We start from the raw sequence: 21,935 nt of genomic DNA on the forward strand, positions 1-21,935 counted from the left end.
AACGTTCAACCGGGAACCTTCTTGAGCATCTCCAGACCCACTTTGCCTTCGGCGATTTCACGCAGGGCAGTCACGGCGGGCTTGTTGCGGCTTTCGATGCGTGGAGCATGGCCCTGGCTGAGCATGCGGGCACGGTACGTGGCGGCCAGTACGAGCTGGAAGCGGTTGGGGATCTTTTCCAGACAGTCTTCTACGGTGATGCGTGCCATCGTTTACTCCGGGGATTCAGGTGATATTGAGCGACTGAAAGGTGTCAGCACGGGCGCGGCGCTGAGCGGCGTACTTGAGTCGCTGGGCGTGAACTACGGCTTTCAGGTCGAAAAGCGCGCGCTCAAACAACTCGTTAATTATAACGAAGTCGAATTTGCTGACCTGGGCCATCTCGATGGCAGCATTTTTGAGGCGTACCTCGATGACATCCGCAGAGTCTTCGCCCCGCCGCTCCAGCCGCGATCGCAGTTCTTCCCAGCTGGGCGGGAGGATGAAAACCAGCACCGCATTGGCAAATGCCTGCTTGATCTGCAGTGCGCCCTGGAAATCGATTTCCAGAATCACATCTGAGCCCTGGGCAATGCGCTCTTCAATGGCTTTCTTGGATGTGCCATAGCGGTTGCCGTGCACATGGGCCCATTCGACAAACGCGTTGCCTTGCACCATGGCGTCGAACTCGGACTCCGACGCGAAGAAGTATTCGCGGCCATGCTTTTCCTGGCCGCGGGGCGCACGGGTGGTGTGCGAGATGGAGGGGTGGACATGCGAGTCCAGCTCCAGCAAGGCCTTGACCAAGCTGGACTTGCCAGCACCACTGGGTGCTGCCACGACGATGAGATTTCCTGGATAGTCCATGGTTGATGTGCGCCAGGCGCTATCAAAAAATGAGTGTTATTCGATATTTTGCACTTGCTCGCGCATCTGCTCGATCAGCACCTTCATGTCCACGCTGATGCGGGTGAGGTCGAGCGCGGCAGATTTGGAGCCCAGCGTGTTGGCTTCGCGGTGGAGTTCCTGGATCAGGAAGTCCAGGCGCTTGCCCACTTCGCCACCTTTTTTCAGCAGGCGCTCGATTTCATCCAGATGCGAATCCAGCCGCGTGATCTCTTCTGCCACGTCGATGCGGATGGCAAACGCCGTGGCCTCGGTCAATGCGCGGTCACGGGCAGCCTCGGGGAGGGTAGAACCGTCGGTGAGGGCCATCGCCTCTTTCCAGCGCTCCATGAAGCGCAGGCGTTGCTGCTCCACCAGCAGCGGAACCATGGGGACCGCCTGTTCGGCCAAGGCCCGCAGCTGCTTGACGCGATCCAGCAGCATGGTTGCGAGGCGTTTGCCCTCACGTTCGCGGGCGGCCAGCAGGGCGGTCAATGCTTCTTCCGCGAGGGCCGGAACGGCTTCGCTCCAGTCCTCGGTGCCCGAATGTGCATTGGCACACAGGCGCAAGGCGTCGGCCACGGTGAGGGGGGCAGCGCTGGGCAGCCAAGCCCTGACGGAGTCCTGCAAAGAGTTGAGCCGCTGCAGCAGTCGTGCAGGCGGGTCTTGCAGGCTGTTGCTGTCGTCGGTGTCGAGGGCGGCTCGCACTTCGACCTTGCCGCGTTTCAGGCGCGCTGTGAGCAAGCTGCGCAGCGTGGGCTCCATAGCGCGCAGCTCGTCAGGCAGGCGAAACGACAGGTCCAGAAAGCGGCTGTTGACGGATCGGATTTCCAGTCCCAGCCGGCGCGTCTGGGGGGCGCGGGCGTCGGTTTCAGCGCCAGTGGCAGATGCGCCATGCTGTGCGCTGGCGTATCCGGTCATGCTGTAAACTGGCATTGGACTTTTTGATGGTTGCTTGCGATCCGGCGATTATCCGGGTTCCGCCTTACCCCCGAATCATCTTCGCAAAATATGTCAAAAATCAAACCGGCCCCCTTGCCGCCCGATACCGCAATTGGCGGTTACCGTGTGGTGCGCCGGTTGTCCTCCGGTGGTTTTGGTGTGGTTTATCTGGCCCTCGACGCCGAAGGCCAGCAGGTGGCCATCAAGGAGTACCTTCCTTCGTCCCTGGCGACCCGCGCTCCTGGTGAGTTGCTTCCGAAGGTGCCGCCCGAAAAGCTCTCGCTGTACCGCCTGGGGCTCAAGAGCTTCTTTGAAGAGGGCCGCTCGCTGGCCCAGATCTCGCACGCCTCCGTGGTGAGCGTGCTCAATTTCTTCCGCGAGAACGAAACCGTTTACATGGTGATGAACTATCTGGAGGGCGCGACCCTGCAGGACTTCATCATCACCGCCCGCGACCTCAAGACACAGAAGGTGTTCCGCGAGTCCACCATCCGCTCGTTGTTCGACGAAGTGCTGCGCGGCCTGCGCATCGTGCACCAGCACAAGATGCTGCACCTGGACATCAAGCCCGCCAACATCTTCATCACCGACGACAACAAGGCCGTGATGATCGACTTCGGCGCGGCGCGCGAAGTGCTGAGCAAGGAGGGCAATTTCATCCGCCCCATGTACACCCCCGGCTTTGCTGCGCCCGAGATGTACCGGCGCGATTCGCAGATGGGGCCGTGGACCGACATCTACGCCATCGGCGCCTGCATTTACGCCTGCATGCAGGGCTTTCCGCCCAACGAGGCGCCGCAGCGCGTGGACAAGGACCGCCTGTCGCTCGCCCTGACCAAGTTGCGTGGCGTGTATTCCGACAACCTGATCGAGGTGGTGGAGTGGTGCATGGCGCTTGACCCGCTGTCCCGCCCCCAGTCGGTGTTTGCCTTGCAGAAAGAGCTCAGCCGCGAGGGTGAGCGCCGCTACACCAAGCTCACGGTGGCCGAGAAGATGCGACTGCAATTGGACACCCTGGTGTCTGACACCAAGAAAAATGTGCAGAAGGTGGGTGAAGCCACCGGTATCGGAGCCAAGCCCAAATGAACCAGACGCACGCAATGCGGGTTCGGGCGAGGTACATGTCCACGGATGGCGCCCGGGTGCATCCTTGTTTGCGTGAGTCCTTATGAAGTTCTCGGTATTCCAGATCAGCCGCCGTGGCGGCCGCGAGAAGAACGAAGACCGCATGGGCTATTGCTACACGCGCGAATCGGGCCTGTTTGTATTGGCCGACGGCATGGGTGGCCACCCTGAAGGTGAAGTGGCCGCACAGATCGCGCTGCAGACCATCTCGGCGCTGTTCCAGCGCCAGGCCAAACCCCAGCTCAAGGATGTGCAGGAGTTCCTGTCCGGCGCGTTGCTCGCGGCACACCACCAGATCCTGCGCTACGCCACAGAGAAAGGCATGCTCGACACACCGCGCACCACCTTGGTCGCGGCGGTGTTGCAGGCCGGTACCGCTACCTGGATCCATTGCGGAGACTCGCGCCTGTACATGGTGCGCGATGGCGATCTGCTGACCCGTACGCGGGACCACTCGTACATGGAGCTGCGCAACACGCCGCCCCCTGGTCTGGACAAGATCAACCGCAACGTGCTGTTCACCTGCCTGGGTTCCCCCACCAAGCCCATTTACGACATTACCGGCCCTGTGTACCTGGAGCAGGGCGATCGCATTCTGTTGTGCTCAGACGGCCTGTGGGGCACGCTCAGCGACGAAGACATCGCCAAGCAGCTGGGCCGCAACACCGTGTCGCACGCTGTGCCCGAGCTGGTGGAAGATGCCCTTCGCAAAGCCGGGGACAGCAGTGACAACGTGACCGTGGTGGCTCTGGAGTGGGAGACGCCAGATGCGTTCGAGTCCACCCAGGGGGTGTCCACGGACAGCATCAGCGACGACGTTTTTGCGTCCACCATCCAGGCGGGCCCGCTCGATGGGCTGGTGGATGACCTGGACGATGCGGCCATTGAGCGGTCGATCGCCGAAATCAACGAAGCCATCCGTCGCTCTGCTGCCCGCAAGGCCTGAACTGCCATCGGCGCTGTGGGTTGCATCCAGGCTCCCTCCATGCGAATGCATGGAATCAGGTTTTTTCGCCTTTCATCGCCCGCCTCATGACGCAGGTGGGCGACTCGCTTGATATAGAGAATCACATGACCACCTTCATCCGCACCGGCAACCGCGCCGCCAACCAACTGCGCCCTGTGCGCATCACGCGCCACTACACCATGCACGCCGAAGGCTCGGTGCTGATTGAGTTTGGCAACACCAAGGTGCTCTGCACCGCCTCGGTGGAAGAGCGTGTGCCCCCGCACAAGCGCGGTAGCGGCGAGGGCTGGGTCACGGCGGAGTACGGCATGCTGCCGCGCGCCACCCACACCCGCAGCGACCGCGAGGCCGCACGGGGTAAGCAGACTGGCCGCACGCAGGAGATCCAGCGCCTCATCGGCCGCAGCCTGCGCGCCGTGTTTGACCTTCAACTGCTGGGCGAGCGCACCATCCAGCTCGACTGCGACGTGATCCAGGCCGATGGTGGCACGCGCACGGCTGCCATTACCGGCGCCTGGGTCGCGGCCCAGGATGCGGTCAACCAGCTGCTGGCCAGCGGCAAGATCGCCCAGTCGCCCCTGCTGCAGCCAGTGGCGGCGATCTCGGTGGGCATCGTGCAGGGCACGCCGCTGCTGGACCTGGAATATGTGGAAGACGTGGATTGCGACACCGACATGAACGTCGTGATGACGGGCGCAGGCCACTATGTGGAGGTGCAGGGCACAGCCGAAGGCGTGGCCTTTACCCGCGCCGAGATGGACCAACTGCTGGGGCTGGCCGAACAGGGCATCGCCCAGCTGGTGCAGCTGCAGCAGCAAGCCCTGCAAAATACTCCTTAATTGATAGCTGCTTGCGCATATTTCACTAGCGCTTGCGGCCATTTTGACCATGAAAATTGTTCTGGCATCCAATAACCGCGGCAAACTGGCCGAGTTGCAGGCCATGTTTGCGCCCCTGGGCGTGGAGCTGGTGCGGCAGGCCGACCTGGGCGTGGGTGAGGCCGAGGAGCCTTACCGCACCTTTGTCGAAAACGCCCTGGCCAAGGCAAGGTTTGCATCCGAACACACGGGCTTGCCGGCGCTGGCCGACGATGCCGGCATGTGTGTGGACGCTTTTGGCGGCCTGCCGGGCGTGGACACCGCGTATTACTGCACCCAGTTCGGCTACGAGAAAAGCGACGACAACAACGTGCGCGCCCTGCTGGAGCAACTGCAAGGCGTGACCAACCGCCGCGCCGCCATGGTCAGCACCCTGGTCGCCGTGCGCAGCCCGCAAGACCCGGAGCCGCTGATCGCCGTGGGCCGCGTGGTGGGCGAGATCACCACCGAACCCCGGGGCAGCAACGGCTTCGGCTTCGACCCCGTGATGTTCATCCCCGAGTTCGGCAAGACCTTTGCCGAGCTGCCCGTGGAGGTGAAAAACGCCCACAGCCACCGGGGCCGATCGGCCGCACAGATGCTGGCGCTGATGCGCGAACGCTGGTTGTAGAAGGGCGCTGACCGTGGTTCATATTCCGATCACGCCACAGGCCGAGGCCGAACCTGCCGTGGTGCGCGACATCCAGCACTACATGCGCCCGGGCCTGTTGCAGCTGCCCAGCCTGCCGCCCCTGTCTCTGTACGTGCACCTGCCCTGGTGCCTCAAGAAATGCCCGTACTGCGACTTCAACTCGCACGAATTTCGCGCGGATGCCTCCGGCGGCGAGGTGCCCGAGCAGCGCTACATTGATGCTCTGATGGCCGACCTGGAGGCCGCGCTGCCCCTGGTCTGGGGGCGGTCCGTGCACAGCATCTTCATTGGCGGCGGCACGCCCAGCCTGTTTTCGCCGGCAGCCATCGACCGGCTGATCGGCGACATCCGCGCCCGTCTGCGGCTGGAGCCAGATTGCGAGATCACGATGGAGGCCAACCCCGGTACGTTCGAGAAAGACCGTTTTCGCGCCTTCCGCGCGGCGGGTGTCACGCGCCTGTCGGTAGGGGTGCAGAGCTTTAACGACCAGCACCTGAAGGCCCTGGGCCGCGTGCACGACCGTGCCCAGGCGATGGCGGCGGTGGAGGAGGCCGCTGCGTCCTTCGACACCTTCAACCTCGACATCATGTACGCCCTGCCGGGCCAGACGCTGCCAGAGCTGGAGCAGGACCTGCAAACCGCGCTGGCCTTCAAGCCGCCGCACATCTCCATCTATCACCTCACCATTGAGCCCAACACTTACTTCGCCAAGTTCCCCCCGGCCATCCCCGAGGACGACCAGGCCTACGCCATGCTTGACCGGATCACGGAGATGACGGGGCAGGCGGGCATGGCGCGGTACGAGATTTCTGCGTATGCGCAGCCGGGCCACCAGTGTTTTCACAACACCAACTACTGGCAATTTGGCGACTATCTGGGCATCGGCGCGGGCGCGCACAGCAAGCTGAGCTTTGCGCACCGCGTGGTGCGACAGGTGCGCTTTCGGGACCCCGCGCGCTACATGGACAACGCCCTGGCAGGCCATGCCGTGGCGCAGGACGACGAGGTGCGCCGCACCGATCTGCCGTTTGAGTACATGCTCAACGCCCTGCGCCTGCGCGAAGGCTTTGCGCTGCAGGACTTCATGGCCCGCACAGGCCTGCCGTTGACCACCATCGCCAAGGGCCTGGAGGCTGCCGAGCGCAAGGGCCTGATCGAGCGCCACATGGCGCGTGTACGGCCTACCGAGCGGGGCTTTGACTTCCTGAGCGATCTGCAGGAGCTGTTTCTGGCGGACTGACGGAGGGAGGCTCCATCAAAGCCGGTTTGTGATCTCCGGGGAGATTGTTGGCAGGCCCTCAGGCCATTCGGCAGCCAGGGGCAAGCTCAGCCACACTTTGCCGCAAGGATGCGGCCATTGCCATCTACCTCCAGGTTCAGCCGCTGGGTGTCGTATTCCTTGGTGATGATTTGCCCTGGGCGCAGGATGCGCGCCGTCTGCGCGCCCGAGCGCTGCCGTGCAGACTCCACGATCGATGCCGTGCTGTTTTGTCCCACTGCAAACTGCGCGGGCTGGGCATTGCACATGCCTCCGGGCGCTGCGCCTGTCGGTGCCGTGCTGGCGGGTGGTGCGGGTGTTTGTCCGTAACCCGCACATCCAGTCACAGCTGCTCCCAGGGCGAGGCAACAGGCGACGGCAAAAGGGGTGGTTTTTTTCATCATGCGGCTAGCTCCTGGGTACAAAACACCCACCATAGCGGAACGCAGGCGCGACAGGGTTCCGGTCAAGCTATGGATCAGTTTCCAGCCGTAACGACGACGGGGCCTAGCATCCGCGCTGGTCTCGGTTGAGTCTTGACTTGCATCAAGATATTGTGGTGCTGGCGCAACACAAACCGCTGCCTTCAACTTGTCCGTGGCCCTCAGACGGTTTGCTGTAAGTACGGTTCCGCACAATGAAGCGACCGGCGCTGTGCGTCGGCGTTGGCAGACCCCTTGCCACCTGGGCCAGTGTGTTGCACGGGCTTGTGCTGACAGTGCCGTATCCAACCTCCTGACCATGCCTGACGCTTCTCGCCTCCGCCTCATCCGTGCCCTGGGTGACACCCTGGATGGTTTGGACGTGGCGCTGTGCGCGTTTGACGACAGCGACCGCACGGTGGCCTGGAACAGGACCTTCTTCAAGTTCTTCCCGGAGCACGAGGGGCATGTGTACGAGGGCGAGCCCTACGAAGCCAACCTGCGCCGCTTCTATAACCAGCGGCTCGATGCCCAGGAGCTGCCCAACATCGAGCGCTACATCACCGCCGGGGTCGAGCGCCACCGGGCGCAGACCCGCCCCTACAGCTTCGATCACCGGGGGCTGCGCGTGCATGTGTCGTCGTTGCCCATTGAAGGCGTGGGGCGGGTGCGCCTGTGGCGTGCCGAGGCGCTGCCGCTGCAGAGCGCGCAAGCCACGCTCGCTACGCCGGCCGAGGCCGACATCCATGAGCCCGGCTACCTGCGCAGTCCGCTGTTTGAAAGCTCCGAACTGTTCGACCGCATTCCCGATGGGTTGATGATCTGTGCCGAAGATCAGCGCATCCAGTGGGTCAACCAGCCCTTTATGCAGATGTATAGCCTGTCGGACCGTACGGCTGCCGCGGGTAAAGCGTTCGACGAGGTGTACCGCCACGCCTGGTCCGTCGAAGGTCAGGGAGATATGGCGCCTTTTTACGACGGCCTGTCGATCTTGCAGGAGCACATGCGTTTTGCGGGGGCGCCGTTTGAGGTGCCCTTGCCCCGCAGCCGCTGGAGCCGCGTCATCGCCAAACAGGGCAGCGACGGCACGGTGTTCTATGCCCATGTGGACATCACCGAACTCAAGCGCCAGCAGCGCTTGCTGGCCCAGGCGGAACGCAGCGCCCGCGACAGCGAGGCGCAATTGCGCGAGAAATCCATCCTGCTCGAAGCCACGCTGGAAAACATGGACCAGGGCGTGGCCAAGATCAGTGCCGCCGGGGTCGTCGAGCTGTGCAACCGCCGTGCACTGGAGCTGCTGGAGCTGCCCGCCGAGCTGATGGCGTCCAAACCCACACTGATGAATGTGCTGGCCTACCTGCGCGCTCGCGGTGAGTTCAAGGGTGCCTCCCAAGACATCCAGGACATGCTGCTGCACAGCAACGGTGGAGTCGATCAGCTGCAGGTGTACGACCGCCCCCGGCCCGACGGGCGCATCCTGGAGGTCCAGACCGTACCCATCAAAGGCGGGGGAGCGCTGCGCACCTTTACCGACGTCACCCAGCGCAAGCAGGCCGAGCAGCAGATCCGCCACGTCGCAGAGCACGACGGCCTGACGGGCTTGGTGAACCGCACGGCCTTTTTGCAAGCGTTACAGTCCGCCGCCACCGATGTGCACCGCCTGGGCCGTGGCTTTGCCGTGTTGTATGTGGACCTGGACGGTTTCAAACCCATCAACGACCGCTACGGCCACGCGGTGGGCGACCAGTTGCTGGTTTGGGTGGCCCGGCAACTGACGCAGGCTGCGCGCGAGGACGACGTGGTGGCGCGGCTGGGCGGTGATGAGTTTGCGTTGTTGCAACGTGGGGTGTCCGACCGCGAAAGCGCCTACCGCCTGGCCGATCGCCTGGTGCAGGCGCTGGGGCAGCCCACCGAGATCGAGGCGCACGCCCTGCAAATCGGCGCGTCCGTCGGTATCGTCCTGTCGCCCGGCGACGGAACCGAGGCCGAAGAACTCCTGCGCAAGGCCGATTCCGCGATGTACCTCGCCAAAGCCACTGGACGGGGCTGCGCACGGATCTATGGCACTTGAGCGCTGGGTGAGCGGTGCATTGACCCTATGGCGGCCGCAGGCTGCCAAGCGGTCCGGGACCCGGGGACACACGTTTCAGCCCTTGCGCGCGCCTCTGGAGGAATCGGCTCTGTCCTACATGCCCTCACGGGTCACCGTCCTAACATTGCCACGTCGATACCCCTCGACATCCCTCCCGCTTGCATCGTGCAAGTGTTAAGCCCGCAACCTGCGGGCTTTTTTTTGTCCGCCCTTCGGCATCAACATGGGGGTGAAAAAGCGACTGCGTCGTAGGTCTTTTGCCGGGCGGCAAAGCCCCGGCGCCCATCTGTTGGCACCATTGCGGAATGGGTGATGTCGTCATCCTCCGGCCATCCCAGCGCGCTACATCACAAGAATGATTCTGTACAAACCCGGCGCGCAATTTCTCTACAAAGGCAGAACGGTGAGCGTGGACTACGTCATCATCAAACGCACCGGTCTGTGGATTCGTTTGGCGCACAGCGAAGAGGTATGCCGCCCTGAAGATTTGACTCCCATCGCACCGCAGGGAGCGGGACTGGCGAGGTGAAAGAAAGGCCACACGCAGGGCACAGGCCCGGCGTGGCACCCCACCGAGAGGTCTACTTGAGCTGCTGGGACAACCACAACAGCCCCCAAACGATCGCCACCAACTGAACCAGGTTGACGAAGAGCGCCGCCGAATGCACGCGGCGAAAGTGGTGAATCGCTCCGTCGCTACTCGCCTCGATCTGTGCACCGAGCTGCTGCATGGCTTGCAACAAGTGCTTGCGCAGCAGCGAGACGATGCAGGCATTGACCGCCACGCCGATTGCAAAGGGGTACCTGCCCCAAAGCGCATAGCTTACAAACGCCCCCAGTGACGCCCAGAACGCAGCACGGTAGTACACGTTGAAAAACCCCCGAACGAACCGCGCGTCCAGTGGGGTGTCATGTTTTAGCGTAAGAAGCGGCAGACCACCCATCAAGAAGTAGGCGGTGGTGACCAGCAGGGCCACCGTGAAAAAGAACGATGCGTAGAGGGCCGACGACAACATCCTTCTCTCCTCGACATGGCTAGTCACTTCAGGCCGCAGGCCCACACCCAATTTCTCAGTCCTGCCCATGGATGCAGCAAGGCTCAGTAAAAACGCAGTCTAGGGGGCAGATGCGTTCTTGTGAATCGGGTTGAGTGAGGGGTGGTCAGCCACAGACATGTTGCTGCACTGGCCTTTGCGCACATTTCGCTGTTGTAGCTGCGCCGGGCCGAGAACTGGCGGAGACTGTGAGATTCGAACTCACGGACGGTTGCCCGTCGGCAGTTTTCAAGACTGCTGGTTTAAACCACTCACCCAAGTCTCCGGGAGGGAAGGCGCGAATTCTAGCCGACTGCGGGTGCTGATTTTTTCAGCATGCCCCGGGTCTCGATGAACTTGACCACATCGGCCACGCCGGCCAGGGTTTTGAGGTTGGTCATCACAAACGGCTTGAGGCCCTGGGCGTTGGTGCGCATCCGGGTGGTGTCCGCATGCATCACATCCAGGTTGGCGCCCACGTGGGGGGCCAAGTCGGTCTTGTTGATGATGAACAGGTCGCTTTTGGTGATGCCAGGGCCGCCCTTGCGGGGGATTTTTTCGCCAGCGGCCACATCGATGACGTAGATGGTGAGGTCGCTCAGCTCGGGGCTGAAGGTGGCGGCCAGGTTGTCGCCGCCGCTTTCCACAAACACGATGTCTGCGTTGGGGAACTCGCCCAGCATGCGGTCGATGGCCTCCAAGTTGATGGAGCAGTCCTCGCGGATGGCGGTGTGGGGGCAGCCGCCGGTTTCCACGCCCAGGATGCGCTCTGCGGGCAGCGCGCCGCTCACGGTGAGCAGGCGCTGGTCTTCCTTGGTGTAGATGTCGTTGGTGATGGCGATGAGGTCGTAGTCATCGCGCATGGTCTTGCACAGCATTTCCAGCAGCGTGGTCTTGCCGGAGCCGACGGGGCCACCGATGCCCACGCGAAGGGGCGGCAGATTCTTGGTGCGGTTCGGTACGTGGTGCAGGTTGCTGGTGGTCATGATCGGAAGAGGCGGGAGTATTGGGTTTCGTGCTGGGCTGACAGGATGGCGAGCATGGGCGAAAAGGCCTGGCGCTCGCTGTCCATCAACCCGATGGCATGGTCGGCTGCGGCTGGGATTGCATCGGCCAGCCGGGCCAGGATGCGCTGGCCGGCGCTTTGGCCCAGCTGCATGGATTTGAGGGCGGCCTGCACCATGTTCTCCGCCCAGCCAAAAGCGTAGGCCAGCAGGACGTCGCGCACGGGCGCCTGGGTGGTGGAGGCGGCCAGTGCGAATGCCACAGGGTAGGTGGGGGGCAATGCGGCCAGGTGGCGCACGGCGGGCATCAGGGTCTCGTCGCCCTGGTTCTGATTGCGCAGCCAGTCGGCCATCGACCGGCCCATTTGCTCGGTCTGCATGCGCAGTTCGCTCGTTTCTCGGGTGTGCAGCACCCAGTCGTTGAGTTCGCGCACATGCGCCCAGTCGGCGCGCCGCCACGCACCCACAGCCTTGGCGATGAGGGCCATGTCGCCCCGGGCCTGGGTGATGTGGAGCTGGTCCTGCAGCCAGTCACCCACGGCGGTTTCGCTGGCGAGGCCCACGTTTTCAATGGCGCTTTCCAGCCCCTCGGAATACGAAAACCCGCCCACCGGCAGTGCAGGGGAGGCCAGCCACATCAGCTGCAAAAAGCTGGCGGCCGGCAGCGGCGTGGGGCGGTCCAGGCGCATGGGCGGTGGCTCAGTGGTCGTGGTTGCAGTTCGGGCCGTGCACGTGCCCTTGGGCCACCACGGGGATGGACACCGTGCGGCCTCGGGCCGGGGGCGTGGCCGCAGCCGGTACCTCTGTGTGCGTGTGCCCGTGGTCATGGCCATGATCGTGCGCGTGAGCATGCTCGTGGTCGTGGTCGTGGTCGTGATCGTGATCGTGATCGTGATCGTGGCTATGGCCGTGACCCCCATGGTGGTGCCCGCCGCCATGCCCCGCAGCATAGGCACCGCCTTCGGGTTCAAACGGCAGGTTTTGCTCGTTCACGATGAGGTGCATGGCGCGCAGCATGTCGGCCAGCACGTGGTCAGGCTCGATCTTGAGGTGGTCGGGCTGCAGCTCGATGGGCACGTGGCGGTTGCCCAGGTGGTAGGCGGCGCGGGTCAGGTCAAACGGTGTGCCGTGGTGTTCGCAGTGGGTGATGACCAGCACCGGCTGCGGCGCTGCGATCACGCGCACCATGGAACCGTCTTCGGCCACCAGCACATCGCCGCCGCGCACCAGGGTGCCACGGGGCAGGAAGATGCCCAGTTCGCGTCCGGCCGAGTCGGTGGCTGCAAATCGGCTTTTCTGGCGCACGTCCCAGTCCAGCTCGATGGTGGTGGCGCGCTTGAGCAGTACGGGAGCGAGGCCTTGGCCTTGGGGGAGAAGTTTGGAGACCTGGATCATGGCAAGAGGGAAGGGCGGAGCCGGATAGGCGAGGTCAACATTGTGGCCCTGGCCGAAAGGCGATGCGCGGATGCGCTACAGGGTGCGGCTCATGTAGCGGCTGTGGGGATCGGGCCGGTAGCTGCCGAATGGTGCACAGTCGGTAAAGCCATAGCGCAGGTACAGCTGGTGCGCGGGTTCAAAGAAGGGCTGGGTGCCCGTTTCCAGGCTGATGCGCTGGTAGCCCAGGTCCACCGCCTGGCCCAGGATGTGTTCCAGCACGGCCCGGCCCACTCCCTGGCCACGCACGCTGGCTGCTGTGCGCATGGACTTGAGCTCGGCATGGTCGGCATCCAAGTGCTTGAGTGCGCCGGTACCCACCAGCTCGTCATCGCCGCGCCAGGCCGTCCAGAAGCGGATCTCAGGCTGGCGCAGTTGCACCATGTCGAGCGCGTGCACGCTCTCCGGTGGCGAGGTGGCACGCATGTCCTTCAAATGCTCCTGCATGAAGGCTTCGATGCGGGGATCGGTCAGGTCGTCCAGGCGGATCCGCAGGTCTTGCAGCAAGGCGTTCATGGGAAGCAACCTCAGAACAGGAAGTAGCGCTGTGCCATGGGCAGCACGGTGGCCGCTTCACAGGTGAGCAGCTGGCCGTCGGCGCGCACGGTGTAGGTCTGCGCGTCCACCTCCATCTTGGGCGTGTAGCTGTTGTGCACCATGTCGCGCTTGCGGATGCCGCGGATGTTGCGCACGGCGGAAAGCGTCTTGCGCAGGCCAAAGCGCTCGCCAATGCCAGCAGCCAATCCTGCCTGCGAGACAAAGGTGAGCGACGTTTTGGCGATGGCCCCGCCAAACGCGCCAAACATGGGCCGATAGTGCACGGGCTGCGGTGTGGGGATGGACGCGTTGGGGTCGCCCATCGCAGCCATGGCAATCAGTCCGCCCTTCAGGATCAGCGCGGGCTTGACACCAAAGAACGCGGGCTTCCAGATCACGATGTCGGCCCACTTGCCGACTTCGAGAGAACCCACCTCGTGGCTGATGCCATGCGCAATCGCGGGGTTGATGGTGTATTTGGCCACGTAGCGCTTGATGCGCGTGTTGTCGTTGCGGGCCGTGTCACCTTGCAAGCTGCCGCGCTGCACCTTCATCTTGTGCGCCGTCTGCCAGGTGCGCAGGATGACTTCGCCCACGCGGCCCATGGCCTGACTGTCGCTGGACATCATGCTGATGGCGCCCAGGTCGTGCAGGATGTCCTCGGCCGCAATCGTCTCCTTGCGGATGCGGCTCTCGGCAAAGGCGAGGTCCTCGGCAATGCTGGCATCGAGGTGGTGGCACACCATGAGCATGTCCACATGCTCGTCCAGCGTGTTCTGGGTGTAGGGCATGGTGGGGTTGGTGGAGCTGGGCAGAAAGTTGTCTTCGCCCACCACGCGCAGGATGTCCGGTGCATGGCCGCCGCCCGCGCCCTCGGTGTGGAAGGCGCAGATGCCGCGCCCGCCCACGGCGGCAATGGTGTTCTCCACAAAGCCCGATTCGTTGAGCGTGTCGCTGTGGATGGCCACCTGCGTGTCGGTGGCTTCGGCCACATCCAGGCAGTTGCTGATGGCCGAGGGCGTGGTGCCCCAGTCTTCGTGGAGCTTGAGGCCAATGGCGCCAGCGTTGATCTGCTCGTGCAGCGCATCGGGCAGGCTGGCGTTGCCCTTGCCGAGAAAGCCGAGGTTCATGGGGAAGGCGTCGGCGGCCTGCAGCATGCGCTCCATGTTGAAGGAGCCCGACGTGCAGGTGGTGGCCAGCGTGCCCGTGGCGGGGCCGGTGCCGCCGCCCAGCATGGTGGTCACGCCGCTGGCCAGGGCCTCTTCGATCTGCTGCGGGCAGATGAAGTGGATATGGCTGTCGATGCCGCCTGCGGTGACGATGTTGCCTTCGCAGCTGATGACCTCCGTGCCGGGGCCGATGACGATGTCCACGCCGGGCTGGGTGTCGGGGTTGCCGGCTTTGCCGATGGCGGCGATGCGGCCTGCGCGCAGGCCGATGTCGGCCTTGAAGATGCCGGTGTGGTCTACCACCAGGGCGTTGGTCAGCACTGTGTCCACCGCGCCTTGTGCGTTGCTGCGCTGGCTCTGTGCCATGCCGTCGCGAATCGTCTTGCCGCCGCCAAACTTCACCTCTTCGCCGTAGCTGCCGGCGCGCAGGGTGTAGTCGGCCTCGACTTCGAGAATGAGTTCGGTGTCGGCCAGGCGCACGCGGTCGCCCACGGTGGGACCGAACATCTCGGCGTAGGCGCGTCGTCCAATGGTTGCCATGTGAGGGGTGCTCCGCAAGAACGGTTTACTATGTTTTTGATAGCTGCTGGGGCAATTGATACCGGCGCTATCGGCCAATTGGGCTTGAATTTGCTACAGCGGACCCTGGGTCAGGCCCTGAAAGCCGAACACGCGGCGCTCGCCTGCGTAGTCCACCAGCTCCACGGTGCGCTCCTGGCCGGGTTCAAAGCGCACGGCGGTGCCGGATGCGATGTTGAGCCGCATGCCGCGTGCAGCCGCACGGTCAAAGCCCAGGGCGTTGTTGGTCTCGGCAAAGTGGTAGTGCGAGCCCACCTGGATGGGCCGGTCGCCGGTGTTGCGCACCACCACGGTCAGCGTACGGCGGCCGGTGTTGAGCGCGTGCTCGCCGGGTTCGGTAAAAAGTTCGCCAGGGATCATGGTCGGGTCCTTGAGGGAGGAGCTGCTGTGGTGTCGGTATGCATGACGCCAGTCAGACCTGTCAGGCCATCTGGGCCAGCAGGGCGCCACCCATCAGTGCCACGGCAGCGCCTGCAGCGCGGCTGAGCCACACGGTGCGGTGGCGCAGTGCCCAGCCTGCCGCCAGCCCCGCGCCATGCAGCAGCACGGTGGCCGTCAGCATGCCCGCCAGGGTTTGCCAGGCGCTGTGGCTGCCCGCCAGCTCGACGCCGTGGGCCACGCCGTGAAAGACGGCAAACACCCCCACGCCCAGCGCGGCCACGAGGCCAGGCACGGGCAGGCGCGACACGACGAGCAGGCCCGTGGCCAGCAGCGACGCGGCAATCATCGGCTCCACCGCAGGCAGTGCCACGCCCTGCAGGCCCAGCACTGCGCCCGCCAGCAACATGGCCGCAAAGCCCACAGGGCCCCACAGCAGTTCGCGTCCAGCACGGCGCGCGGACAGGGCGCTCCACAGGCCCACGGCCACCATGGCGGCCAGGTGGTCCAGGCCGAACAAGGGGTGGGCCAAGCCGCTCAGAAAACTGTTGTGGATGTGGGATTCAGCGCCGGTATGGGCGATGGCGCTAGAACTGATTGCACTGGCTGCTATGAAAAGAAGAGCGGCTGTGTGACGGTGTGAGAGTGTGATGCGCATGGGGGCTCCACAGAGAGAAGGTGGGAAGTGTTGGGGAGGGGTCAGACGATCGGCTGATGGACGGTGACGAGCTTGGTGCCGTCGGGGAAGGTGGCCTCCACCTGGATGTCCGGAATCATCTCGGGGATGCCTTCCATCACGTCCGCGCGGGTCAGCACGGTGCGGCCTTCACTCATGAGCTGCGCCACGGTCTTGCCGTCGCGCGCGCCTTCCATCACGGCGGCACTGATCAGGGCGACGGCCTCGGGGTAGTTGAGCTTCAGCCCCCGGGCCTTGCGGCGCTCGGCCAGCAGGGCGGCAGTGAAGATCAGCAGCTTGTCTTTCTCACGAGGGGTCAGTTCCATGTCGTTCTGCTCAATGTAAGGAGGGGTGGGCTCGTGTGGCGGGTTGTCCTGGCCGGACATACGGGGCAATCGTCATCGATGGCCATGCGGTCCGAAGGGCAGCGGATTCATCATAGGCAGCAAGCCCCGTGCCCGCCATACGCCAGAGGGCGAAGGTGCACTGGAAGTGAAGCCGACCCGTGGCATGGAAACTGCACTTACAAGGGCCGCCGCCGCCCTTTGCCCATGCTCCCCTCCACCGCCTCCCTTGCCCCGCCTGACGCCACCTCGGCTCCCATGCCAGGGCCGGATGCCGACGCGCAGGCGCCGCAGCAGGTCGTGAAGGTCCGGCGCGACTACAACAGCTGGGTGGCCACCGAGACCATGGAGGACTACGCGCTGCGCTACACCCCCCAGCGCTTTCGCAAATGGTCCGAATGGCGGGTGGCCAACACCGCGTTTGGTGCGGCCTCGTTCCTGATCCTGGAGGCCGTGGGCGCCACGCTGCTGGTGCAGTACGGCTTCATCAACGCGTTCTGGGCCATCGTGGCCACGGGGCTCATCATCTTCCTGGCGGGGCTGCCCATCAGCGTGTATGCGGCGCGCTATGGGGTGGACATGGACCTGCTCACGCGCGGCGCGGGCTTTGGCTACATCGGCTCCACGCTCACCTCGCTGATCTACGCCAGCTTCACTTTCATCTTCTTCGCGCTGGAGGCGGCCGTGATGGCCTATGCGCTGGAGCTGGCACTCGACATCCCGCCCACCTGGGGCTACCTCATCTGCGCCATTGTGGTGATTCCGCTGGTCACGCATGGCGTGTCGGCCATCAGCCGCCTGCAGGTGTGGACACAGCCGCTGTGGCTGGTGATGCTGGTGGTGCCGTTTGTGTATGTGATCGTGCGCGATCCTGGTGCATTTTCCGGCATCGTGCACTATGGTGGTGAATCAATGCGGGGCGCCACATTTCAGTTGCCCTTGTTTGGTGCGGCGCTCACGGTCGGTATTGCGCTCATTACCCAGATGGGGGAGCAGGCCGACTACCTGCGCTTCATGCCCGCCAGCACACCCGCCACGCGCGGCCGCTGGTGGCTGGGCGTGCTGGTGGGCGGGCCGGGCTGGGTGGTGCTGGGCGTGCTCAAGATGCTGGGCGGCGCTCTGCTGGCCTACCTGGCGCTCACCCACATGGTGCCCGCCGAGCGTGCGGTGGACCCCAACCAGATGTACCTGGCCGCGTATGAATATGTGTTCCCCCACTACGGCTGGGCGGTGGCGGCCACGGCGTTGTTTGTGGTGGTCTCGCAGCTCAAGATCAATGTGACCAACGCCTACGCAGGCTCGCTGGCGTGGTCGAACTTCTTCTCGCGCCTTACCCACAGCCACCCGGGGCGCGTGGTGTGGGTGGTGTTCAACACGCTGATCGCCTTCATGCTGATGGAGATGAACGTGTTCCGCGCCATGGGCGAGGTGCTGGGGCTGTACTCCAACATCGCCATCGCCTGGATCATGTCGGTGGTGGCCGACCTCGTCATCAACAAGCCGCTGGGCCTGTCGCCCAAGGGCATCGAGTTCAAGCGCGCCCACCTGTACGACATCAATCCAGTGGGCGTGGGCTCGATGGCGCTCGCGTCCATCCTGTCCATCAGCGCGCACCTGGGCCTGTTCGGACCGCTGCCGCAGGCGTTCTCGGCGGTGATTGCGATGGCGGTGGCCTTTGTCACCGCACCGCTCATTGCCTGGGCCACTGGAGGGCGCTACTACATTGCGCGCCAGCCCGATCCCACTGCGGTGACCGATGTGGTGGCGGTGCCCATGCACGGTCCGGTCAGCGGCAAACAAGGTGCTGACCTGGGCAGCTACGTGCGCTACACCGTGCAGCGCTGCGTGATCTGCGAGCGCGAGTACGAAGCCCCGGACATGGCCCAGTGCCCTGCTTACCGGGGGGCTATCTGCTCGCTGTGCTGCACGCTCGATGCGCGCTGCGGCGACCTGTGCAAACCCCACGCGAGCATGGCGGTGCAATGGTCGGCCGCGCTGCGCTGGGTGCTGCCGCGCGCCATGTGGCGCTACCTGGACACGGGCTTGGGTCACTTCCTGCTGCTGATGCTGGTGATCGCGCCGCTGCTGGCCTCGGTGATGGGGCTGCTGTACCACCAGGAGCTCAACACCATCGCCCAGGCGGCCACTGACACCGAGGTGATGGCGGCACCCGAAGTGGCGCTGCGCTCGGGCCTGCTCAAGGCCTATCTTGCACTGCTGGTCATTTCGGGCATCGTGGCCTGGTGGCTGGTGCTGGCGCACAAAAGCCGCCAGGTGGCGCAGGAGGAATCCAATCGCCAGACCGGCCTGCTGGTGCGCGAGATCGAGCTGCACCGCCAGACCGACGAGGCGCTGCAGACCGCGCGCAGCGTGGCCGAGCAGGCGCGCCAGGTGGCCGAAGCGGCCCAGCGCGCGGCCGACCAGGCCAACCAGGCCAAGAGCCGCTACATCAGCGCCATCAGCCACGAGATCCGCACGCCGCTCAACAGCATCCTGGGCTATGCCCAGCTCATGGGCGAAGACGCGGGCGTGCCACCGCACCGCAAGCAGGCGGTGCATGTGATCCGGCGCGGCGGCGAGCATTTGTTGTCGCTCATCGAAGGCACGCTCGACATCGCGCGCATCGAGTCGGGCAAGCTCACGCTCGAGGTGGCGCCCATGCGCTTTGCGGACGGGCTGCACGAGATGGCCAGCCTGTTCGAACTGCAAGCTGCCGCCAAGGGCCTGGCGTTCACGTTTGATGTGCAAGGCGTGATTCCGGAAGTGGTGCGTGCCGATGACAAGCGGCTGCGCCAGATCCTCATCAACCTGCTGGGCAACGCCGTCAAGTTCACGGCGCACGGCACTGTCACGCTGCGCGTGCGCCATGCGCGCGAGATGGCACGCATCGAGGTGCAGGACACGGGGCCGGGCCTCACGGCCGAGGAGATCGAGCGCATCTTCGAGCCCTTTGCACGCGGCGGCTCGGGCGGCGGCAGCACCACGGCCGCGCCGGGCGCAGGCCTGGGCCTGACCATTGCCAAGATGCTCACCGCGCTCATGGGCGGCGAGCTGACGGTGAGCAGCACGCCGGGCGTAGGCTCGGTGTTCCACGTCAAGCTGTTCCTGCCCGAGGTGCATGGGGATGTGCTGGGCAAGGCGGCGGCGCCCGTAGCGGTGCAAGCCCAGCGCGCCCGCAGGGGGTATGCAGGCGAGCGCCGCCGCATCCTGGTGGTGGACAACGAGGAGCCCGACCGCGAACTGCTGCTGCAACTGCTGGAACCCCTGGGCTTTGAGCTGCGCCAGGCGGCCAGCGGCCACGATGCGCTGGACCTGCTGGCCACCGGCTACCGGCCGCACGCCATCTTCATGGACTTGGCCATGCCGGGCATCGACGGCTGGGAGACTTTGCGACGTGTGCGGCAGATGCGGTTACCGGACGTGCAATGTGCCATCGTCTCCGCCAATGCCTTCGACAAGGCGCTCGACAACGACGTGGACATCCGGCCCGAAGACTTCATCGTCAAACCTGTGCGCCACAGCGAGCTGCTGGACTGGCTGGAGCGCCGCCTGGGCCTGCAATGGCAATACGACGAGGCTGCCGAGGCCTTCACGGGGCCAGCGCCCACGGCAGCCTCTGCGGCGCCCGCACCCCTCACATACCCCGATACCACTGCGCTGGCGGCTTTGGCGCAGGCAGTGTCTTTGGGCTACTACCGGGGCATTCTCAACACCCTGGACGACATTGAACGCAGCCAGCCCGCACACAGCGCTTTTGTGGACACCATGCGGCAGCTGGCCAAGCAGTTCCAATTCGATGCCATGGGCCAGATCCTGGAACAGGCACCCTCGTGATGACCACCGCCAACCCACCTTCCTTTCAGGCCCCTGCCGCGCCGGGTGCCGCGCTGGACCGCACCGACAGCGATGTGGTGCTGATCGTGGACGACGTGCCGGACAACCTGGCCGTCTTGCACGACGCGCTGGATGAGTCGGGCTACACCGTGCTGGTGGCCACGCATGGCGAGGCCGCCCTGCAGCGCGCTGCGCAGGCCCTGCCCGACATCGTGTTGCTGGACGCGATGATGCCCGGCATGGACGGCTTTGAAGTGGCCCGGCGCTTGAAGGCATCGCCCGCCACGGCACACATTCCCATCATCTTCATGACCGGTCTCACCGAGACTGAACACCTGGTGGCCGCGCTGGAGGCGGGTGGCGTGGACTACGTCACCAAGCCCATCAAGCCGCGCGAGGTGATGGCGCGCATGGGGGTGCACCTGGGCTCTGCCCGAAAGGCCCGGCAGGACGCGCGCCAGGCCCGCGAGGCGCGCAACGCGCTCGATGCGTTTGGCTACGCCAGCATCACCGTGCGTGCGGTGGACGGACGCATCGTGTGGCAGACCCCGCTGGCGCGCGAGCTGCTGCAAAGTTACTTTGGTGAAGTGGGCCCGGACGGCGCGCCCACCGCCTTCGGCCAATGGGCGCCCGAGCCGGTGCAGGCCTGGCTGCGTCGCCATGTGCTGGCCGACAACGCGGCCGAGCTGCTGGCCGCTTCGCTGGCCGAGCCCCCGCGCCTTGCGGTGGAGCAGGGTGCCCGCAGGCTGACCTTCCGCCTGCACCAGCAGGCTGGCGACAGCGCCGGCGGCGGCGACTGGCTCATCGTGATGCGCGAGGTGTCGGATGCCAAGATCATCGAATCCATGAGCCTGTCCTTCAAGCTCACCGCGCGCGAGGCCGAGGTGCTGTACTGGGTGGTCAAGGGAAAGATCAACCGCGACATCGGCGACATCCTGGGCGCCAGCCCTGCCACCGTCAAAAAGCACCTGGAGCGTGTGTTTGCCAAGCTGGGGGTGGAAACACGCACCGCAGCAGCGGCCATGGCTATGAACCGCATCCGGCAGTTGCATCCCCAGTTTGAAGGGTGACCGTCGGGGCCAAAAAAACGCATTGACCTCGTCATGTTGCAGCGCAATAATCGCGCACCTTCATTTCCGGAGCCCCAGCGTGGAAAGTGCCAGTTGTTGCAGTGAACCCCAGCAAGCCGTGACGGCTGCTGCCTGCCAGGCCTCCTGACGCCCGCTCCCGGGCCGTGGATTGCCTTGTGCAAGCTCCGGCCCCGTCTCTCCCAGCCCCTGTTGTACCCCGTGCGCCCCCGTTGGCCATGGCGGTGTGGGTGGCTTTACCGTCTTGCCGCTTTGCTGCATCTGTGCCGTCTGCACGGGCCGCGCCCCTTTGGCTGGGGCATGTCCCGCCTGCTGTGATGGTGCCCCCTGGCGCCCATCTGCGTCTGCGTGCTCCGCCCTGCCTGCCAAGGACAACGGCCATGCGTTTTTTTGTTGTGGATCTGCCCAGCCTTTTCCAGCGTGCGGTGGCGCCTGGCGCTGAACGCGCCGAGCATGCTGCATTGCTGCCTTCAGGCGCACAGGGCCCTGCCCATGGGGCCGCTGACAGCCTGCAAGCCGTGGCCGAACTTGACGGCACCACGTTGTGGCCCACGCACCGCATTCGCTGCTACCTGCATGGCCAGCCGCCTGCGCGGGCATCGCGCCGCCGGGCGCGGCCGCTTTAAGCCGGCCCAAGCCGGTATTGCAACCACTACCCAGGAGGCCCCATGGACCCAGA

Annotated in this window: 23 protein-coding genes and 1 tRNA gene; 10 read left to right on the forward strand and 14 right to left on the reverse strand. The window is 64.7% G+C overall.

The window, feature by feature from the left end; all coding sequences use genetic code 11:
• Nucleotides 1-5: 5 nt before the first annotated feature.
• From rpoZ to N4G42_RS05615, 3 genes are read right to left on the reverse strand one after another with little or no spacing between them, the layout of a single operon-like run.
• Nucleotides 6-209 (reverse strand): DNA-directed RNA polymerase subunit omega, encoded by a 204-nt coding sequence (gene rpoZ / locus N4G42_RS05605; protein ID WP_005794722.1) that lies wholly within the window; start codon nucleotides 207-209, stop codon nucleotides 6-8.
• A 16-nt stretch (nucleotides 210-225) separates the two neighbouring features.
• Nucleotides 226-846, reverse strand: coding sequence for a guanylate kinase (gmk, locus tag N4G42_RS05610; protein WP_056060545.1), 621 nt, complete (start codon nucleotides 844-846; stop codon nucleotides 226-228).
• 36 nt (nucleotides 847-882) lie between these two features.
• Nucleotides 883-1,800 (reverse strand): YicC/YloC family endoribonuclease, encoded by a 918-nt coding sequence (locus N4G42_RS05615; protein WP_192418269.1) that lies wholly within the window; start codon nucleotides 1,798-1,800, stop codon nucleotides 883-885.
• Between the two features lie 75 nt (nucleotides 1,801-1,875).
• On the opposite strand from N4G42_RS05615, the gene N4G42_RS05620 reads away from it, so the two are divergent.
• From N4G42_RS05620 to hemW, 5 genes are all read left to right on the forward strand, one after another.
• The gene (locus tag N4G42_RS05620; RefSeq protein WP_015012787.1) at nucleotides 1,876-2,892 is read left to right on the forward strand and encodes a serine/threonine protein kinase; all 1,017 of its coding nucleotides are present in this window, start codon (nucleotides 1,876-1,878) and stop codon (nucleotides 2,890-2,892) included.
• A gap of 82 nt (nucleotides 2,893-2,974) precedes the next feature.
• Nucleotides 2,975-3,877, forward strand: coding sequence for a PP2C family protein-serine/threonine phosphatase (locus N4G42_RS05625; protein WP_056747320.1), 903 nt, complete (start codon nucleotides 2,975-2,977; stop codon nucleotides 3,875-3,877).
• A gap of 125 nt (nucleotides 3,878-4,002) precedes the next feature.
• On the forward strand, nucleotides 4,003-4,737 hold the full coding sequence (rph, locus tag N4G42_RS05630; protein WP_108497687.1) for a ribonuclease PH: 735 nt from the start codon (nucleotides 4,003-4,005) through the stop codon (nucleotides 4,735-4,737).
• A 49-nt stretch (nucleotides 4,738-4,786) separates the two neighbouring features.
• Nucleotides 4,787-5,386 carry an RdgB/HAM1 family non-canonical purine NTP pyrophosphatase gene (gene rdgB / locus N4G42_RS05635; protein WP_056747321.1) on the forward strand — a complete coding sequence of 200 codons (600 nt, stop codon included), beginning with the start codon at nucleotides 4,787-4,789 and terminating at the stop codon, nucleotides 5,384-5,386.
• 13 nt (nucleotides 5,387-5,399) lie between these two features.
• Nucleotides 5,400-6,647 (forward strand): radical SAM family heme chaperone HemW, encoded by a 1,248-nt coding sequence (hemW, locus tag N4G42_RS05640; protein WP_108497683.1) that lies wholly within the window; start codon nucleotides 5,400-5,402, stop codon nucleotides 6,645-6,647.
• A gap of 86 nt (nucleotides 6,648-6,733) precedes the next feature.
• Here the strand turns inward: hemW and N4G42_RS05645 are convergent, their stop codons facing one another.
• Nucleotides 6,734-7,066, reverse strand: a complete 333-nt coding sequence (locus N4G42_RS05645; protein WP_369882092.1) for an I78 family peptidase inhibitor — start codon at nucleotides 7,064-7,066, stop codon at nucleotides 6,734-6,736.
• Between the two features lie 340 nt (nucleotides 7,067-7,406).
• Between N4G42_RS05645 and N4G42_RS05650 the strand changes: the two genes are divergently transcribed.
• Both N4G42_RS05650 and N4G42_RS05655 read left to right on the forward strand, forming a co-directional pair.
• Nucleotides 7,407-9,158, forward strand: coding sequence for a diguanylate cyclase domain-containing protein (locus N4G42_RS05650; protein ID WP_260666470.1), 1,752 nt, complete (start codon nucleotides 7,407-7,409; stop codon nucleotides 9,156-9,158).
• 376 nt (nucleotides 9,159-9,534) lie between these two features.
• Nucleotides 9,535-9,708, forward strand: coding sequence for a hypothetical protein (locus N4G42_RS05655; protein ID WP_260666471.1), 174 nt, complete (start codon nucleotides 9,535-9,537; stop codon nucleotides 9,706-9,708).
• A 52-nt stretch (nucleotides 9,709-9,760) separates the two neighbouring features.
• On the opposite strand, the gene N4G42_RS05660 is transcribed toward N4G42_RS05655, so the two are convergent.
• The 10 genes from N4G42_RS05660 to N4G42_RS05705 form a co-directional block, all read right to left on the reverse strand.
• The gene (locus N4G42_RS05660) at nucleotides 9,761-10,195 is read right to left on the reverse strand and encodes a hypothetical protein (protein ID WP_056062046.1); all 435 of its coding nucleotides are present in this window, start codon (nucleotides 10,193-10,195) and stop codon (nucleotides 9,761-9,763) included.
• 216 nt (nucleotides 10,196-10,411) lie between these two features.
• Nucleotides 10,412-10,499: transfer RNA gene (locus tag N4G42_RS05665), tRNA-Ser, on the reverse strand.
• A gap of 19 nt (nucleotides 10,500-10,518) precedes the next feature.
• Nucleotides 10,519-11,199 (reverse strand): urease accessory protein UreG, encoded by a 681-nt coding sequence (gene ureG, locus N4G42_RS05670; protein ID WP_056060569.1) that lies wholly within the window; start codon nucleotides 11,197-11,199, stop codon nucleotides 10,519-10,521.
• Nucleotides 11,196-11,906: an urease accessory protein UreF gene (locus tag N4G42_RS05675; protein WP_260666472.1), complete on the reverse strand. Its 711-nt coding sequence runs from the start codon at nucleotides 11,904-11,906 to the stop codon at nucleotides 11,196-11,198. The genes ureG and N4G42_RS05675 overlap by 4 nt, the downstream gene beginning before the upstream one ends.
• Before the next feature lie 10 nt (nucleotides 11,907-11,916).
• A complete protein-coding gene (gene ureE, locus N4G42_RS05680) occupies nucleotides 11,917-12,612 on the reverse strand; it encodes an urease accessory protein UreE (RefSeq protein WP_260666473.1) in 696 nt (231 codons plus the stop codon).
• Between the two features lie 75 nt (nucleotides 12,613-12,687).
• Nucleotides 12,688-13,167 (reverse strand): GNAT family N-acetyltransferase, encoded by a 480-nt coding sequence (locus tag N4G42_RS05685; protein ID WP_056747341.1) that lies wholly within the window; start codon nucleotides 13,165-13,167, stop codon nucleotides 12,688-12,690.
• An 11-nt stretch (nucleotides 13,168-13,178) separates the two neighbouring features.
• On the reverse strand, nucleotides 13,179-14,897 hold the full coding sequence (ureC, locus tag N4G42_RS05690) for an urease subunit alpha (protein WP_260666474.1): 1,719 nt from the start codon (nucleotides 14,895-14,897) through the stop codon (nucleotides 13,179-13,181).
• A gap of 93 nt (nucleotides 14,898-14,990) precedes the next feature.
• Complete coding sequence (locus tag N4G42_RS05695; protein ID WP_056060586.1) at nucleotides 14,991-15,296, reverse strand: urease subunit beta; 306 nt, start codon at nucleotides 15,294-15,296, stop codon at nucleotides 14,991-14,993.
• Between the two features lie 61 nt (nucleotides 15,297-15,357).
• Entirely contained in the window at nucleotides 15,358-15,972 is a 615-nt protein-coding gene (locus tag N4G42_RS05700) for a HupE/UreJ family protein (protein ID WP_260666475.1), read from the reverse strand.
• Nucleotides 15,973-16,013: 41 nt separating this feature from the next.
• On the reverse strand, nucleotides 16,014-16,316 hold the full coding sequence (locus N4G42_RS05705; RefSeq protein ID WP_015012806.1) for an urease subunit gamma: 303 nt from the start codon (nucleotides 16,314-16,316) through the stop codon (nucleotides 16,014-16,016).
• 225 nt (nucleotides 16,317-16,541) lie between these two features.
• On the opposite strand from N4G42_RS05705, the gene N4G42_RS05710 reads away from it, so the two are divergent.
• The 3 genes from N4G42_RS05710 (at nucleotide 16,542) to N4G42_RS05720 (ending at nucleotide 21,882) form a co-directional block, all read left to right on the forward strand.
• Nucleotides 16,542-20,168 carry an ATP-binding protein gene (locus N4G42_RS05710; RefSeq protein ID WP_409557798.1) on the forward strand — a complete coding sequence of 1,209 codons (3,627 nt, stop codon included), beginning with the start codon at nucleotides 16,542-16,544 and terminating at the stop codon, nucleotides 20,166-20,168.
• Nucleotides 20,168-21,238 carry a response regulator gene (locus N4G42_RS05715; protein ID WP_260666476.1) on the forward strand — a complete coding sequence of 357 codons (1,071 nt, stop codon included), beginning with the start codon at nucleotides 20,168-20,170 and terminating at the stop codon, nucleotides 21,236-21,238. The genes N4G42_RS05710 and N4G42_RS05715 overlap by 1 nt, the downstream gene beginning before the upstream one ends.
• 398 nt (nucleotides 21,239-21,636) lie before the next feature.
• A complete protein-coding gene (locus N4G42_RS05720) occupies nucleotides 21,637-21,882 on the forward strand; it encodes a hypothetical protein (protein ID WP_260666478.1) in 246 nt (81 codons plus the stop codon).
• The last annotated feature ends 53 nt before the right edge of the window (nucleotides 21,883-21,935 follow it).

Source organism: Acidovorax sp. K2F (genome assembly GCF_025246485.1).
GTDB classification, from domain to species: domain Bacteria; phylum Pseudomonadota; class Gammaproteobacteria; order Burkholderiales; family Burkholderiaceae_C; genus Acidovorax; species Acidovorax delafieldii.